This window comes from Microbacterium alcoholitolerans (assembly GCF_050408615.1).
In the GTDB taxonomy this organism is placed as follows: domain Bacteria; phylum Actinomycetota; class Actinomycetes; order Actinomycetales; family Microbacteriaceae; genus Microbacterium.
Window position 1 is genome coordinate 1047984 of the sequence record NZ_JBNTKD010000001.1, and the last position, 13704, is coordinate 1061687.

The following is a 13704-nucleotide window of genomic DNA, read 5'->3' on the forward strand; positions in this document are numbered from 1 at the left end:
GTGGAAGTGCCACAGGCGGCAAGAACCGCCACCTCCAGGTTACGGCACGTCAGCGTGCACGCAAGGGATCGGCTGTGACCTAGAACATCAGCGGGATGGTGAACCCGCCTGAGAAGAGCTTCATGGCGTCAGGGTTCTTCGAGAACGATCTCCCCGAGTCGTGCGCCGAAGCCAGCGCAAAGCACATGGGCCTGTTCGAGCGGCATCCAGTAGCACGTCCACTTTTGGACCTCACCGCCGTCAGACGGGACTCCTTCACCGGCAGTCCACCGTTCCAGCAGACTGTCTTCCAGCGGAGAAAGCTGAAAGAAGTGTCGCTCGTGCGTCTCCGGCTTCGAGGGCCACACGTCGTATCGCTCGACACCGAGCGCTGCAGTGACTCGCGCAGCCAGACCGGTCTCCTCAAGGACTTCACGCACAACCGCCGCTTCGGGCGCCTCACCCTGCTCGATCGTCCCCGCAGGCACCTGGACGCCGGCGACTTCGAGCGGGATCGCATCATGCGTGAAGACGAGCAGCTGCCGGTTGCGCACGACGTAGCCGACAACCTTCCGGACGAGTCGACGTTCCGGGCTCTCGCTCACGCGACCTTCAGCGGCGTGATCGAAGCGATCTGCTCCCCGGCGAGATCCTCTGCGCGGTCGAGCTCGTAGTGACTCTGCAGATTGATCCAGAACTCCGCCGAGGTGCCGAAGTACTTCGCCAGGCGAAGCGCCGTGTCTGCCGTGATCCCCCGCTTGCCGTGCACGATCTCGTTGATCCGCCGCGGCGGCACTCCGATTGCGACGGCAAGTCGGTTCTGCGTGATCTCGAACCCACTGATGAAGTCCTCCATGAGAACCTCGCCCGGGTGAATCGGGGGAATCTTGTCAGTGGCAGTCAACGATCTCCACCTCCTCTGGTCCGGCGTCCGTCCACACGAAGCAGATGCGCCACTGGTCATTGATCCTGATGCTGTGCTGACCTGCCCGATCGCCTTTCAGCGCTTCGAGCCGATTTCCTGGCGGCACCCTGAGATCGTCCAACGACCCGGCGGATCCCACCTGACGAAGCTTGCGCAACGCCACCGAATGGATCCGAGGATCGATCGACGGCACGCGATCACGACGCCATAGACGCTCGGTTTCCTTGCTACCGAACGACCTGATCACACGACGATCATATAACGCCATACGTTAATAACGCCAGACGTTAAACCGGAACTCCACGGCGCTACGTCAGCGTTGGCGGTCCCGCCATCCACCGCCGCGAAGGCAGCCACACCCGTGCCTGCGTATACGCTACGGATCCTGGATGTTCAAGGAGCCAGTCAAGGAACAGCCGCTGGTTGACGGTCACCCAGTCGTGCCTCTCGAAGAAATGAACGATGGCCACACGCGGTGGTGGACCCAGGGCATCAACCCCAGACCGCCGCGTTTCGTCTCGCGGAGACCTGCACTGAGCGAGCGCAGCGAGTCGAAGTGTCGCTCAACGACCGGGTGAGGTCACACGTTGAACCGGAACTCCACCACGTCGCCGTCCTGCATGACGTAGTCCTTGCCCTCCAGGCGCGCCTTGCCCTTCGAGCGCGCTTCGGCGACAGAGCCGGCCTCGACGAGGTCGTCGAACGAGATGACCTCGGCCTTGATGAAGCCCTTCTCGAAGTCGGTGTGGATCACGCCGGCCGCCTGCGGCGCCTTGGCCCCCTGCGGGATCGTCCAGGCGCGCGACTCCTTGGGCCCGGCGGTGAGATAGGTCTGCAGACCGAGGGTCTTGAAGCCGATGCGGGCGAGCTGGTCGAGGCCCGACTCGGTCTGGCCGGTCGCCTCTAGCAGTTCCTGCGCGTCCTCGGGATCGAGGTCGATGAGCTCCGACTCGATCTTCGCGTCGAGGAAGACGGCCTTCGCCGGCGCGACCAGCGCCTCCAGCTCGGCCTTGCGCGCGGCATCCGTCAGCACCGACTCGTCGACGTTGAAGACATAGATGTACGGCTTGGCCGTCAGCAGGCCGAGCTCGCGCACCGGCGCCAGATCGATGCCGGACGTCGAGAGCAGCTCGCCGCGCTCGAGGGCATCCTTCGCCGCGTTCGCCGCCTCGAGAACTGCACCGTCGATCGTCTTGCGCTTGGTCTCCTTCTCGTACCTCGGAAGGGCCTTCTCGATGGTCTGGAGGTCGGCGAGCATCAGCTCTGCGTTGATCGTCTCCATGTCGTTCTTCGGATCGATCACACCGTCGACGTGGACGACGTCCTCGTCGACGAAGCCGCGAACGACCTGCGCGATGGCATCCGCCTCGCGGATGTTCGCGAGGAACTGGTTGCCCAGCCCCTCCCCCTCGCTCGCGCCGCGCACGATGCCGGCGATGTCGACGAACGACACCGTTGCCGGCAGAATGCGCTCGCTGCCGAAGATCCCGGCGAGCACGCCGAGGCGCTCGTCGGGCAGATTGACGACGCCGATGTTCGGCTCGATCGTCGCGAACGGATAGTTCGCCGCGAGCACGTCGTTCTTGGTCAGCGCGTTGAAAAGGGTGGACTTGCCGACGTTGGGCAGGCCGACGATTCCGATAGTGAGAGCCACGGGCACCCAGTCTACCGGGGCATTGCCGCCGCTCCGCCCCGCCCGTGATACTTGAGGAGTGGAGCAGAGTCGGTGAGAACCTGAGCGCCGTCACGGCGGATGCCAGACGGCGTGGGCGCCTGGCCGGACTCGCCGCCATCACCGTCACCGCCATCCTGTGGGGCACGACCGGCACCGCCGCGACGTTCGCGACAGCCGGGCCGCTCGCCATCGGCGCCGCCGCTCTCGGCATCGGCGGCCTGCTGCAGGCCGTGATCGGCGCCGGCAGTCTGCGCCGCCACGCCGGACTCCTGCGCGCGCAGCTGCCCACCATCATCGTGGGCGGACTCTCGGTCGCGCTGTATCCGCTGGCCTTCTACACCTCGATGCACCTGGCCGGCGTCGCCGTCGGGTCGGTCGTGTCACTGGCATCCGCTCCCCTGGCATCCGGGGTCCTCGAACGCCTCATAGATCGACGCCGGCTCAGCCGATGGTGGGCGGCGGCCGCCGCCCTCGGTGTGGCGGGAAGCGTGCTGCTGTGCGCATCGACGATGGATGCCGGCACCGAGACCGTCCTGTCGACGCTCGCCGGCATCGGGCTGGGACTTGTCGCCGGCGCCACCTACGCCGTGTACTCCTGGGCGGCGCACCGGCTGATGCGGCGAGACGTGCCGCGCGGCGCGGCGATGGGCGCGGTGTTCGGCCTGGGCGGACTGCTCCTGATGCCGGTGCTGCTGATCACCGGCGCGCCGCTGCTCGCATCACCCGCCAGCGTGTCTGTCGCACTGTACATGGCACTGGTGCCGATGTTCCTCGGATACGTGCTGTTCGGATACGGCCTCACGAAGGTGACCGCCACTACGGCGACAACCGTGACCCTGCTCGAGCCGGCGGTCGCGACGCTGCTCGCGGTCGTCATCGTCGGCGAGCGCCTGGACCCGCTGGGGTGGATCGGCATGGCGATCCTGGCTGCCGTGCTGGTCATCCTCGCCATGGCTCCCAGCGCCGATCACCGATACGCGGGCATGGGTAGAGCTCCCCTCGACCTGCCTGCTCGGCGCGTCCTACGATGAGCGTGTCCGAGCAGAGGAGTCCGTGTGTCAGGCCATGTCGACAGTGACCCGTTCTGGTCGGTCGTGCGACGCCGGCATCCGGATCTCGACATCGTCGTGCTGCCGCCGGCGCCGCCCCGGCCGGCCGAATCCGGCGGGCCGCTGCGCGCTCCCGAGCCGTTCGCCGAGGCGCACCTCGCCCAGGCTCACGCCGTGTGGGCCGAGATCATCGGACACCGGATGCCACAGAGCACCCCCAAGTGCACCACCCGGTGGATTCCTGGACCGACACGCGACGCCGTGCGCCACACGGCCACGCTCACCATCGACGACGTCGACGGCGCCTCCGGCTTGGAGCATCTGAACGGAGTACCCGAACCGCTGATCGCCGACCGCTGGCGCGTGTTCGCACCGCCCACCGGAATGCCCCGCATCACCGCGGATCGCGACGGCGACGCCAGCGACGGCGACCTCGGCGACGAGCACCTGCTGATCGGCTACGCACCGGAGGCGAGGCGGCTGTTCGCGCGCCTCACGTCTGCGGGCATACCGGTCGGTGTCCCGCGAGCTCAGCAGCTGACCGGAGGGCGGACATGAGCGACGAGGTGTTCTACAGCGCGGCCGCCGCCGACCTTCTCGTGCCCCGCTGGACGACGCAGGCGTCTCAGATGCGCACCGCGACGAATCAGCTGGCATCGGCATCCGTCAGTGGTCTTCCGCCTGTCGCCCGCGGTGCCGCCCGGAGCTTCCTCGACCTGTGGGAGCGCACGGCCCGCACGGCCTCCGTCGCCGCGGACGTCTACGGCGACGAGATCAGTGCAACGGGCGCGTCATACGGGAACCTCGATGCCGAGATCGCGCGACGCATGGCCGTGCTGGGCAGCGAGATGCCATGACCACGATCCGCATCCCTGCCGCCATCGAGCACATCGAGCGCCCGGACGGCGAGCCGTCCGGCGCCGAATATCTGGCATCCGTCCTGCTGCAGGGTGCCGCTCGCATCTCTGAATTCGCCGACGAAGCCGCCGCGCTCTCCGCCCCCACGCCGTTCTGGTGGGGACCCGCCGCGACCGCGTATTCCACCCACGCGGCACGCTTCGCGCGCACTCACGATCCGATGGGCGAGACTCTCAAGCGTGTCGCGCGGGGCGTGGACGTGTATGCCGAGCAGCTGCGCGGCCTGCGGAGCGAGCACACGACGATCAATGGCGAGATCACCTCGTACTCCCGTGAGCGCTTCGCACTCATCGCAGCGGCGAATGATGCCGGCGACGCCGACCTGCTCGAGCTCCAGGCGCGCGTCCGAGAACTGACCGGACGCCACGACGCGATCTTCGAGACCATCGCGGCCTTCCAGCGTCGCACCGCTGAGAACGAGGAGTTCCTCGTACAGCTCTTCACCAGCGCAGACACCGCGGCCGAGGCCGGCGGGCCCACCGGCGGCATTGGCGACGCTGCACTTGTCGCGTTCGCCGGGATGCCGAAGGTCGCCGACGGCCCCGCGGCGATGTCCAGATGGTGGGCGGGACTGACGCAGACCGAGCAGGACGCGATGCTCGCGGCCTATCCCGATCTGCTCGGCGGCGCGGACGGGCTGCCCGCCTGGGCACGTGACGACGCGAATCGACAGCTGCTGGAGAGCGATCTCGCCGAACTGGCGCAGAAGGAGGCGGACGGCGTGCTCATGGCACATGACGAGCAGCGGCTCGAGAACGCCCGAGCCACGCATCAGGCTCTCACGACCGCCGACGACTACGTCATGCCGGGCACCGACGATCGCCCCGGCGGCACGCTCTGGCTCTACGACCCCGACGCGTTCGGCGGCGACGGCCGCGTGGCGATCGCGGTGGGAGACCTGGACACGGCCGCCGACGTGTCCATCCAGATCCCCGGCATCACGACCGAGATGACGGATGCTCCCGCATACGCGCAGGACGCCGCAGACCTGTATGAGAGCGCGCGCTACAACGGGGACGGGTCGAGCGTGGCGACGATGTTCTGGCTCGGCTACGACACACCCGAGGGGCCGGTCGACTGGGACACGATGACCGAGGGGCGGGCGAAAGACGGCGGCGAGCGCCTCGCGACAGCAGTAGACGGGCTGCGCGCCTCGCGCGCCGACGACCCCGCGCACATGACCGCGATCGGCCACAGCTACGGGTCGACCACGACGGCGTACGCCGCGACCGACCACGACCTCGCCGTCGACGACGTGGCGCTGATCGGCAGTCCGGGGGCCGGCCCCGCGACCAGTGCCTCCGACTTCAGCGTCGGCAGGGACCATGTGTACGTCGGACGGAACAGCCACGACCTGGTCGCGTTCCTGGGCGACGAGGGCTGGGCCCGGAAGGACTGGCTCGAAGCGGGTCTGGGCGTCGATCCATCGTCGGAGGACTTCGATGCACAGCGCTTCCAGGCAGAGGCGACCGATCGCGGCGGGTTCGGAGGCCGCAGCATCGAAGACCACAGCAAGTACTACGACCGTGACAGCGAATCGCTCTACAATCTCGGTCGCATCGTCGACGGTCAGGGTGACGATGTGAACGGCGCCGCGCACTCCCACGACCCCTGGTGGCGGCTCGCCGTCGACCCCGAGAAGGACCGCGAGCCCACCGCGAACGAGCAGTCGCTCTCCGACACGGGGGTGGGATGATGCGAAAGACCCTCATCATTGGAGTCATGGGACTTCTCGCACTGCTCTTCGGCGGCTGCTCAGCTGCTCCTGCCGACGCGCGGACGACGCTCGAGCAGCATGCCGCCGCGATCGACGAGGCGACGCATGAGCTGTTCGGTGTCCTCGCCGAGGCGGGATTCACGGATGCCGGCGCGCGCAGCGTCGTGGAGACCTGCCGCAGCGAGCCGGCTCCCGGTCTCTCCTACGAGGTGCGGATCACCGCGACCGGCGACGACCCCGCGGAACAGTACGCCCGCCTCTCGGAAGGCCTGACCTCGAGCGGCTGGGTGCAGGAGAAGGACAGCCTCGGCGGCGACCAGCCGTCCGGAAGGTTCAGCCGCGACGGCCTCACCCTCGATGTGAAGACAGGCGGATTCAAGATCGGCGACGAAGTCCACGGCGCGGACGAGCTGACGCTCGCGCTGAGCCGGGATGACGGCTGCGTCGACGTCGCCGACGGCGGTGCGATCAGCGAGGTCAGGGATCTCGAGAAGGAGATCCTCCCGCCGGGCTGACCGTCGATGTCAGCCCGCGCGACGTGCTCGGAACGCGCGTGTCACGTAGGGAACATCGATGGTCCCTTCGCCGTGCACGCCCAGCTCGTCGAACAGCGCGTCCATGCCCGCATCGATCTCGGCGCGCGTCCCCTTGTCCGCGGCGATCAGGTGGCTGCGCGAGTCGGCCATCGTATGCAGCTGCTCGCGCGTCATCGGTCGCCCCCACTCCCAGCGTTCCGCCTCGAGCGCGCCGAACGGTTCGGTGACGACCGGACCTGCCTGATCCAGCAACTCCTCTGCGGCGCTCGAGTGCATGATCTCGGTGAGCCGGCGCACCCAGTCGACTCGGTTGTCGCGGGTGTTCCAGATGAGTCCCAGCGTGCCGCCGGCGCGCAGGGCGCGCCCGATCTCTGCGGATGCCGCGGCAGCATCCACCCAGTGCCAGGCCTGCCCGAGCACGATGGCGTCGACACTGGCATCAGGCAGGGGCAGCGCCTCTGCGGTGCCGACGAAGGTCGGCACGCCGGGCACCGTCTCGCGCAGCTTGGCCAGCATCGCGGCATCCGGATCGATCGCGACGACCTCGGCATCCGGCGCCTCCACGAGCACCCTCGTGAGCTTTCCGGTGCCCGCGCCGACGTCGGCGATGCGCCGCGACCCGTGCGGCAGCTTCTCGAGCATCCAGGCGACCGCCTCGAACGGATAGTCCGGCCGTGCTGCCTCGTAGTGATCTGCCGCCGCACCGAAGGACATCGCTCGCGCATCGCTCATGCGTTCACAATACGGCGCGCCTGACCCGTGTCGAGCGCCCGTCGAATGAGACTGGCATCGTGCCTTTGGATTTCACCGCGATCGACTTCGAGACGGCGAATTCCAGTCCCGCCTCCGCCTGCTCCGTCGGACTGGTCCGGGTGCGCGACGGAAAGGTCACCGCGCAGACCGGCTGGCTGATCCGCCCGCCCGCGGGACACGACGAGTTCAACATGTGGAACATCAAGATCCACGGCATCCATCCCCATGAGGTCGCAGACGCCGCGACCTGGTCACAGCAGATCGACCGGCTGTGCGCGTTCGCCGGCACCGACGTCCTCGTCGCCCACAACGCCGGGTTCGACCTGAACGTGCTGCGCCGTTCATGCGAGGTGACCGGCATCGCCGCTCCCCCGTACCGCTCGCTCTGCTCGCTCGCCGTTGCTCGAAAGACTTACGACCTCGACTCGTACCGTCTACCGAAGGCCGCTGCCGCGGCAGGGTTCGGCGAATTCGCGCACCACGATGCGCTGGCGGATGCCCGCGCATGCGCGCAGATCATCATCGACGCCGCTCGCCGCACCGCGACGGCGGATGTGGATGCCCTGGGCGCCGCGCTCGGCGTCATGCTGACCGCACCGCTGGCATCCGAGCCGCAGCGCGCCGTCGCCTGATCGAGGTCGCGCTCCGCGATCGGCTTCGGTCGGTCACAATGGTGAGGTGACGAACGACGTGAGCCTCGAGGTCATCGAGGGAACCTTCGACCTGGCCCGCCAGGGCCGCACCGCACCTCTGGGCGAGATGATCGACGCCGGCGTGCCCATCGACGTGCGCAATCCGCGACAGGACACCCTGCTCATCGTCGCCACCTACGCCGAGCACGACGAGACGGTCGCCGACCTGCTGGCACGCGGCGCCGACATGGATGCTGTGAACGCGAACGGTCAGACCGCGGTGTCGTGCGCGGTGTTCCGACGCAACGAACCGCTGCTGCGGATGCTGCTCGACGCCGGTGCCGATCAGGATGCCGGTGCGCACACCGCGAAGCAGGTCGCCGACCAGTTCGGGCTGAGCGAGATGCGCGCCGTGCTCGATTCGTACTGAGCTGGGGTCGATCAGGCTGACGGGCCGATCAGGCTGACTGGCCGATCACGCTCCGCCGGGCACCCACGACAGCAGCGCGATCACGACACCGGAGGTGACGAGGAACGCGCCGATCATCCACCACGAGCTGAGCTCGTGGCCCTCGTCGCGGCGCACGCGGAAAAGCACATCAGTGCGGCGTGCCGGGTCGAATGTCGGCTGCGCTGCCGCGGCAGCCTGCTGAGCGGCCGCGGCAGCGAGCTGCTCGTCGGTCACGCGCAGGATGCGGCCGGTCTTGGTGGTCACGTGCCGCACCCGGCCGGGCGCTGCGGAACTCGGCGTGTCAGACTGCTCGTTCGACGACATTCCGAGCTCTCCTGTTCCTGGCCATGCCGGCGCACCTGACGCGCCGGACGTCCTACATTCTGCCAGGCCGGGCTGAGAATCGCGGCATTCAGCCGGTCAGAGCCACTTCGACACGAGGTGGTCGGAGGTGATGCGGCGCATCGTGCCGGACGCACCGCGCAGCACGATGCTCTCGGTGTACAGGTAGCCACCCTCGCGCCGCACCCCGCGCACCAGCTGCCCGTCGGTGACGCCGGTGGCGACGAAGATCGTATTGTTCCCGGTGACCAGATCGTCCGCTTCATACACCTTGTCGATGTCGAGTCCGGCATCGATGCCCCGCTGGCGCTCCTCGTCGTCGCGAGGCCAGAGAACTCCCTGGATGTGGCCGCCCAGCGCCTTGATCGCGCACGCGGTGACGATGCCCTCAGGGCTGCCTCCGACGCCGACGCACATGTCGGTGCGGGCGTTGTGGCGCGCGGCGTTGATGCCACCGGCGACGTCGCCGTCGCTCATGAGGCGCGTGCCGGCACCGGCATCCCGGATCTCTTTGATGAGCTGCTCGTGACGCGGGCGGTTCAGCACCGACACCACCATCTCATCGATGGGCTTCTCAAGCGCCTTGGCGAGACGGCGGATGTTCTCGCCGATCGGCAGGCGGATGTCGACGACGCCGACGCCGGCGGGGCCGGTGACGAGCTTGTCCATGTAGAAGACACTGGAGGCGTCGAGCATCGAGCCGCGGTCGGAGACGGCGAGCACCGACAGCGCGTTCTGCCGACCGGCGGCGGTGAGCGACGTGCCGTCGATCGGGTCGACGGCGATGTCGCACTCCGGTCCGCGGCCGGTGCCGACGACTTCGCCGTTGAACAGCATGGGCGCGTTGTCCTTCTCGCCCTCGCCGATCACGACGCGGCCCTGGAAGTCGACCGTGCCGAGGAAGGCGCGCATCGCATCGACTGCGGCGCCGTCGGCCGCTTCCTTGTCGCCTCGACCGATGAACGGCACCGCGCGGATCGCCGCAGCCTCGGTGGCGCGCACGAGTTCCAGTGCGAGGTTGCGGTCGGGGCGGAGGGGACTGAGATCGGCTGTGAGGCTCACCATGCGGTCAGCATAGCGATCGGATGCAACGAAATCGCCGACTTTTCGCCATTCGGCGATGAAGGAACGGATGTTCTTAACGGCTCCTCAAGAATCATGCGCGGAGACCTGCAACAGCCGAAAGATCTCTCCTCTGCGCCGCTAAAGTTGAGCCTGACCCCCGCACTTCAGAAGCAGGAGAATCCATGCCTATCGCCACTCCGGAACAGTACGCCGACATGCTCGACCGCGCGAAGGCCGGCGGCTTCGCGTACCCCGCGTTCAACGTCTCCAGCTCGCAGACGATCAACTCCGTCCTGCAGGGTCTGACCGAGGCCGGCTCGGACGGCATCATCCAGGTCACGACCGGCGGCGCCGACTACTTCGCCGGCCACACCGTCAAGGCTCGCGCCACCGGTGCACTTGCTTTCGCACGCTACGCGACCGAGGTCGCCAAGAACTATCCCGTAACCGTCGCGCTGCACACCGACCACTGCCCGAAGGACGCCCTCGGCGGCTTCGTCGAGCCGCTGATCGCGGCTTCTGAAGAAGAGGTCAAGGCTGGTCGCAACCCGATCTTCCAGTCGCACATGTGGGACGGCTCGGCCGTGCCGCTGGACGAGAACATCGAGATCGCCAAGGAGCTGCTGCCCCGCATGAAGGCGATCAACGCGATTCTCGAGGTCGAGATCGGCGTCGTCGGAGGCGAGGAGGACGGCGTCCAGCACGAGGGCTCGAACGACGCGCTCTACACGACTTTCGCCGACGTCGACCAGGCCGTGCAGGCTCTGGGCCTCGGCGAACAGGGCCGCTACATCGCCGCCCTCACCTTCGGCAACGTGCACGGCGTGTACAAGCCGGGTGGAGTCAAGCTGCGCCCCGAGCTGCTCGGTGAGATCCAGGCCGAGGTCGCGGCGAAGTACAGCACCGGCCCGAAGCCGCTCGACCTCGTCTTCCACGGCGGATCGGGCTCGAGCGACGAGGAGATCGCACTCGCGGTCGCCAACGGCGTCATCAAGATGAACATCGACACCGACACCCAGTACGCGTACACGCGTGCCATCGCCGACTACATGTTCAAGAACTACGACGGCGTGCTCAAGGTCGACGGCGAGGTGGGCAACAAGAAGCAGTACGACCCGCGCGCCTGGGGCAAGATCGCCGAGACCGCCATGGCGGCTCGCGTCGTCGAGTCGACCAAGCAGCTCGGCTCGTACGGCCAGTCGAAGAGCTGAGAGCGGTTCGGGCTCGTCCCGTCCGTTCGCAACCACTGATGCAGTCTCAACCGCACGGCGTGTCGCAGACCCGACACGCCGTGCTCGCTCCGGCGCGTCAGTGATCAGGCACCATCGAGGCGCCGTCGGATGCTGTCCGGCGGCGCCTCGACGCATCACTCGCGCACCGGCTCGCCGGTGGCGTCCACCACCCACCACACGTCGTTGACGCCTTGGCCGGTCACATCTCCTGCCGCGCTGTCGCCGGCGAACACATACAGCGGCCAGCCGTTCAGCGTGACCTGCATCTCGCCGTCAGGCGTCTCGATCGTGCCGAGCTCGCCGGTGATGCCCTCACCCGCCGGTGCGTCGCCCGTGGCGATGATCGGCGGCCAGTTCTGCAGGCAGGCGCCGGTGCACGAACTGGTATCTCCGCCCTGCGTGTCGTTGTCGAACATGTACGCGGTCATGCCGTCGCCGGTGACGACGACCTCACCGAGCTCGGTGTCGGCCAGTTTGAGTTCGGATGCTGCAGTGCCGCTTCCGCCGCCGTACATGCCCCCGCTGTCGCTCGTGCCGGGGTCATCGGATGCCGGCTCCGGCGAACCGCCCGGCCCGCAGCCGGTGAGGATCAGGCCGAGGACGAGCGCCGCGGCCGCCAGTGTTCTGCGCATGATCGCGCCCCTTCCTCTGCGCCCCGAGGAGGAGCGCTGTCTGTGACACGAGATGCCTGAGCGCCGGGTTCACCCGAGTTCAGTGCGCAGCAGCACCTCACCGCTCTCCGCGCGGATCTCGACGGCGCGGATGTCGGAGATCGCGAGCGCCGTCCCGGCTGACAGCCGCGCGGTGCGGCCGGGTTCGACCCGCCACGTCGACAGGTCGGTCTCGGCGCCGTCGATCCCGACCACCGCGAGGACGTATGTCCAGCCCTCATCCGGCGCGTCCGCCCCGTAATCGCAGGCCATGTCGATCCGGGTGCCCCACGCCACCGTGGTCAGATCGACTTCAGCATCCACCGGCACGGGAACGACCTGCTCCATCGCCACCGACACGGCGGGACGCGGCGCGAACGTGACGACGCCCACCGGCGTGGAGATCGCGATCGCCGCCGCAACGCCGATGGCCGTCCAGGTGCGGCGACGGTGGGTGCGACGACGAGCGCGGGCGATGTCGATCAGCTTCGCGCCGGCGAGTGCGATCCCGGCGTCGTCGCGGTCGGATGCCACGTCCTCGGCGTTCAGCCGAGACAGCAGGCCGACGGTCGGCGTCAGTTCGGCCACCGCCGCCCGGCACTGCGCACACTCGGCGAGGTGCGCCTCGTACTGCGCTCGATCGGATGCTGACAGCGCCCCGAGCGCGTACGCGGCGTCCCACGTCGCGAATCCCTCGTGCTGATCGTTCACCGGGTCACCCCTCTCTCCTGCAGCGCCAGCCGCAGGGCCCTCAGCGCGTAGTGCATCCGCGATTTCACCGTGCCGCTCGGGATTCCGAGCTCGTCCGCGATCTCGGCGACGCTGTGTCCGCCGAAGTGCGCCGCGACGATCACGGCCCGATGCTCCTCACTGATCGCGGCGAGCGCGTCGGATATCAGCATCTTGTCGAACAGCCGGTCGGTCTGATCATCAACCGGGCGCTCCGGCAGCTCTGCCACCGGGTTCTCGTGCCGTCGGCGAGCGCTGCGCGCCTCGTCGATGACGATGTGCCGCGCGACGGTGAAGAACCAGGCGCGCGTCGTGGACGCTTCCTGCTCGAGGATCCGCGGGGTGCGCCAGGCTCGAAGCAAGGTCTCCTGCACGACGTCGTCGGCCGATCCGCGGTCTCCGGTGAGGCTGATGACATAGCGCCGGATGGGAGCGGCGTGCACGTCGTACAGCGCGGCGAGTCGCTCATCGTCGTCTGCGGTCACATCAGCCTCCATGGGAGACACGAGATCCGCATGCCCGCGGTTCAGTCTGAACCGAATGAGGCGCGGGATCGTTTCTCCAGTATGGATCTGTTCGACTTCGAGTGGGCCGGCCTTTCGCTGCATCCCCTGCTCGTGCACGCGACGGTGGTGCTCACACCATTGACGGCGCTCGCCCTCGCCGTTGCCGCGCTCTGGCCGGCTGCCTCCCGGCGGATGGGTCTGGCGCTCCCGATCGCCGCCCTGGTCGTCGCGGTGCTCGTGCCGCTGACGATCCTCGCCGGGCAGTCACTGGCCGATGTCGTTGGCCGCACGCCTTCCGTGACAAGACACGAATCCCTCGCCATCATGCTGCTGCCGTGGGCGATCGCGCTGCTGCCGGCATCCGTGCTGGTGTGGTGGATGGGGCGCGCGCCGCAGTCCGCCTCGTCTGCCGACTCGCGTCGGCCCCGCTGGGTCACCGTGGTCGTCGCGACGATCGCGCTGATCGTCGCCGCCGTCACGCTGGTACTCGTCGTGCTGACCGGGGATGCCGGGGCGCGGGCCGTCTGGGAGGGGACGGTCTGATG

General features: G+C 68.2%; 19 protein-coding genes. 9 read left to right on the forward strand and 10 right to left on the reverse strand.

The annotated features are described in order from the left end of the window. Positions 1 to 128: 128 nt before the first annotated feature. The 4 genes from ACQUSX_RS05035 to ychF all read right to left on the reverse strand — a co-directional run bounded on the left by ACQUSX_RS05035 (position 129) and on the right by ychF (position 2558). Positions 129 to 584, reverse strand: coding sequence for an NUDIX hydrolase (locus ACQUSX_RS05035; RefSeq protein ID WP_428905864.1), 456 nt, complete (start codon positions 582 to 584; stop codon positions 129 to 131). Next, positions 581 to 883, reverse strand: coding sequence for a HigA family addiction module antitoxin (locus tag ACQUSX_RS05040; RefSeq protein WP_428905865.1), 303 nt, complete (start codon positions 881 to 883; stop codon positions 581 to 583). Before ACQUSX_RS05040 ends, ACQUSX_RS05035 begins: the two co-directional genes overlap by 4 nt. Then, positions 870 to 1151: a type II toxin-antitoxin system RelE/ParE family toxin gene (locus tag ACQUSX_RS05045; RefSeq protein ID WP_428905866.1), complete on the reverse strand. Its 282-nt coding sequence runs from the start codon at positions 1149 to 1151 to the stop codon at positions 870 to 872. Before ACQUSX_RS05045 ends, ACQUSX_RS05040 begins: the two co-directional genes overlap by 14 nt. Positions 1152 to 1484: 333 nt before the next feature. After that, entirely contained in the window at positions 1485 to 2558 is a 1074-nt protein-coding gene (gene ychF, locus ACQUSX_RS05050) for a redox-regulated ATPase YchF (RefSeq protein ID WP_428905867.1), read from the reverse strand. An 80-nt stretch (positions 2559 to 2638) separates the two neighbouring features. Between ychF and ACQUSX_RS05055 the strand changes: the two genes are divergently transcribed. From ACQUSX_RS05055 to ACQUSX_RS05075, 5 genes are read left to right on the forward strand one after another with little or no spacing between them, the layout of a single operon-like run. Continuing rightward, positions 2639 to 3610: an EamA family transporter gene (locus tag ACQUSX_RS05055; RefSeq protein ID WP_428907592.1), complete on the forward strand. Its 972-nt coding sequence runs from the start codon at positions 2639 to 2641 to the stop codon at positions 3608 to 3610. A 24-nt stretch (positions 3611 to 3634) separates the two neighbouring features. After that, complete coding sequence (locus tag ACQUSX_RS05060) at positions 3635 to 4186, forward strand: hypothetical protein (RefSeq protein ID WP_428905868.1); 552 nt, start codon at positions 3635 to 3637, stop codon at positions 4184 to 4186. Continuing rightward, on the forward strand, positions 4183 to 4485 hold the full coding sequence (locus ACQUSX_RS05065; protein ID WP_428905869.1) for a hypothetical protein: 303 nt from the start codon (positions 4183 to 4185) through the stop codon (positions 4483 to 4485). The genes ACQUSX_RS05060 and ACQUSX_RS05065 overlap by 4 nt, the downstream gene beginning before the upstream one ends. Next, complete coding sequence (locus ACQUSX_RS05070) at positions 4482 to 6242, forward strand: alpha/beta hydrolase (RefSeq protein ID WP_428905870.1); 1761 nt, start codon at positions 4482 to 4484, stop codon at positions 6240 to 6242. Before ACQUSX_RS05065 ends, ACQUSX_RS05070 begins: the two co-directional genes overlap by 4 nt. Before the next feature lie 26 nt (positions 6243 to 6268). After that, positions 6269 to 6778: a hypothetical protein gene (locus ACQUSX_RS05075; protein WP_428905871.1), complete on the forward strand. Its 510-nt coding sequence runs from the start codon at positions 6269 to 6271 to the stop codon at positions 6776 to 6778. A gap of 9 nt (positions 6779 to 6787) precedes the next feature. On the opposite strand, the gene ACQUSX_RS05080 is transcribed toward ACQUSX_RS05075, so the two are convergent. Next, positions 6788 to 7531, reverse strand: coding sequence for a class I SAM-dependent methyltransferase (locus ACQUSX_RS05080; RefSeq protein WP_428905872.1), 744 nt, complete (start codon positions 7529 to 7531; stop codon positions 6788 to 6790). A 59-nt stretch (positions 7532 to 7590) separates the two neighbouring features. Here ACQUSX_RS05080 and ACQUSX_RS05085 point away from each other — a divergent pair, with 59 nt between their 5' ends. Continuing rightward, positions 7591 to 8184: a 3'-5' exonuclease gene (locus ACQUSX_RS05085; protein ID WP_428905873.1), complete on the forward strand. Its 594-nt coding sequence runs from the start codon at positions 7591 to 7593 to the stop codon at positions 8182 to 8184. 46 nt (positions 8185 to 8230) lie between these two features. Beyond that, positions 8231 to 8614 (forward strand): ankyrin repeat domain-containing protein, encoded by a 384-nt coding sequence (locus ACQUSX_RS05090; RefSeq protein WP_428905874.1) that lies wholly within the window; start codon positions 8231 to 8233, stop codon positions 8612 to 8614. 45 nt (positions 8615 to 8659) lie between these two features. On the opposite strand, the gene ACQUSX_RS05095 is transcribed toward ACQUSX_RS05090, so the two are convergent. Both ACQUSX_RS05095 and glpX read right to left on the reverse strand, forming a co-directional pair. Beyond that, positions 8660 to 8959 carry a hypothetical protein gene (locus ACQUSX_RS05095; RefSeq protein ID WP_428905875.1) on the reverse strand — a complete coding sequence of 100 codons (300 nt, stop codon included), beginning with the start codon at positions 8957 to 8959 and terminating at the stop codon, positions 8660 to 8662. Positions 8960 to 9055: 96 nt separating this feature from the next. After that, the gene (gene glpX / locus ACQUSX_RS05100) at positions 9056 to 10042 is read right to left on the reverse strand and encodes a class II fructose-bisphosphatase (RefSeq protein WP_428905876.1); all 987 of its coding nucleotides are present in this window, start codon (positions 10040 to 10042) and stop codon (positions 9056 to 9058) included. Between the two features lie 182 nt (positions 10043 to 10224). Here glpX and fbaA point away from each other — a divergent pair, with 182 nt between their 5' ends. After that, positions 10225 to 11253, forward strand: a complete 1029-nt coding sequence (gene fbaA, locus ACQUSX_RS05105; protein ID WP_428905877.1) for a class II fructose-bisphosphate aldolase — start codon at positions 10225 to 10227, stop codon at positions 11251 to 11253. Between the two features lie 155 nt (positions 11254 to 11408). Here fbaA and ACQUSX_RS05110 read toward each other — a convergent pair whose 3' ends face one another. From ACQUSX_RS05110 to ACQUSX_RS05120, 3 genes are all read right to left on the reverse strand, one after another. Continuing rightward, a complete protein-coding gene (locus ACQUSX_RS05110) occupies positions 11409 to 11906 on the reverse strand; it encodes a COG4315 family predicted lipoprotein (RefSeq protein WP_428905878.1) in 498 nt (165 codons plus the stop codon). A 69-nt stretch (positions 11907 to 11975) separates the two neighbouring features. Continuing rightward, positions 11976 to 12635: an anti-sigma factor family protein gene (locus ACQUSX_RS05115; RefSeq protein ID WP_428929951.1), complete on the reverse strand. Its 660-nt coding sequence runs from the start codon at positions 12633 to 12635 to the stop codon at positions 11976 to 11978. Beyond that, positions 12632 to 13138, reverse strand: coding sequence for a sigma-70 family RNA polymerase sigma factor (locus tag ACQUSX_RS05120; protein ID WP_428905880.1), 507 nt, complete (start codon positions 13136 to 13138; stop codon positions 12632 to 12634). Before ACQUSX_RS05120 ends, ACQUSX_RS05115 begins: the two co-directional genes overlap by 4 nt. 81 nt (positions 13139 to 13219) lie before the next feature. Here ACQUSX_RS05120 and ACQUSX_RS05125 point away from each other — a divergent pair, with 81 nt between their 5' ends. Then, positions 13220 to 13702: a DUF2231 domain-containing protein gene (locus ACQUSX_RS05125; protein WP_428905881.1), complete on the forward strand. Its 483-nt coding sequence runs from the start codon at positions 13220 to 13222 to the stop codon at positions 13700 to 13702. Positions 13703 to 13704 lie beyond the last annotated feature (2 nt).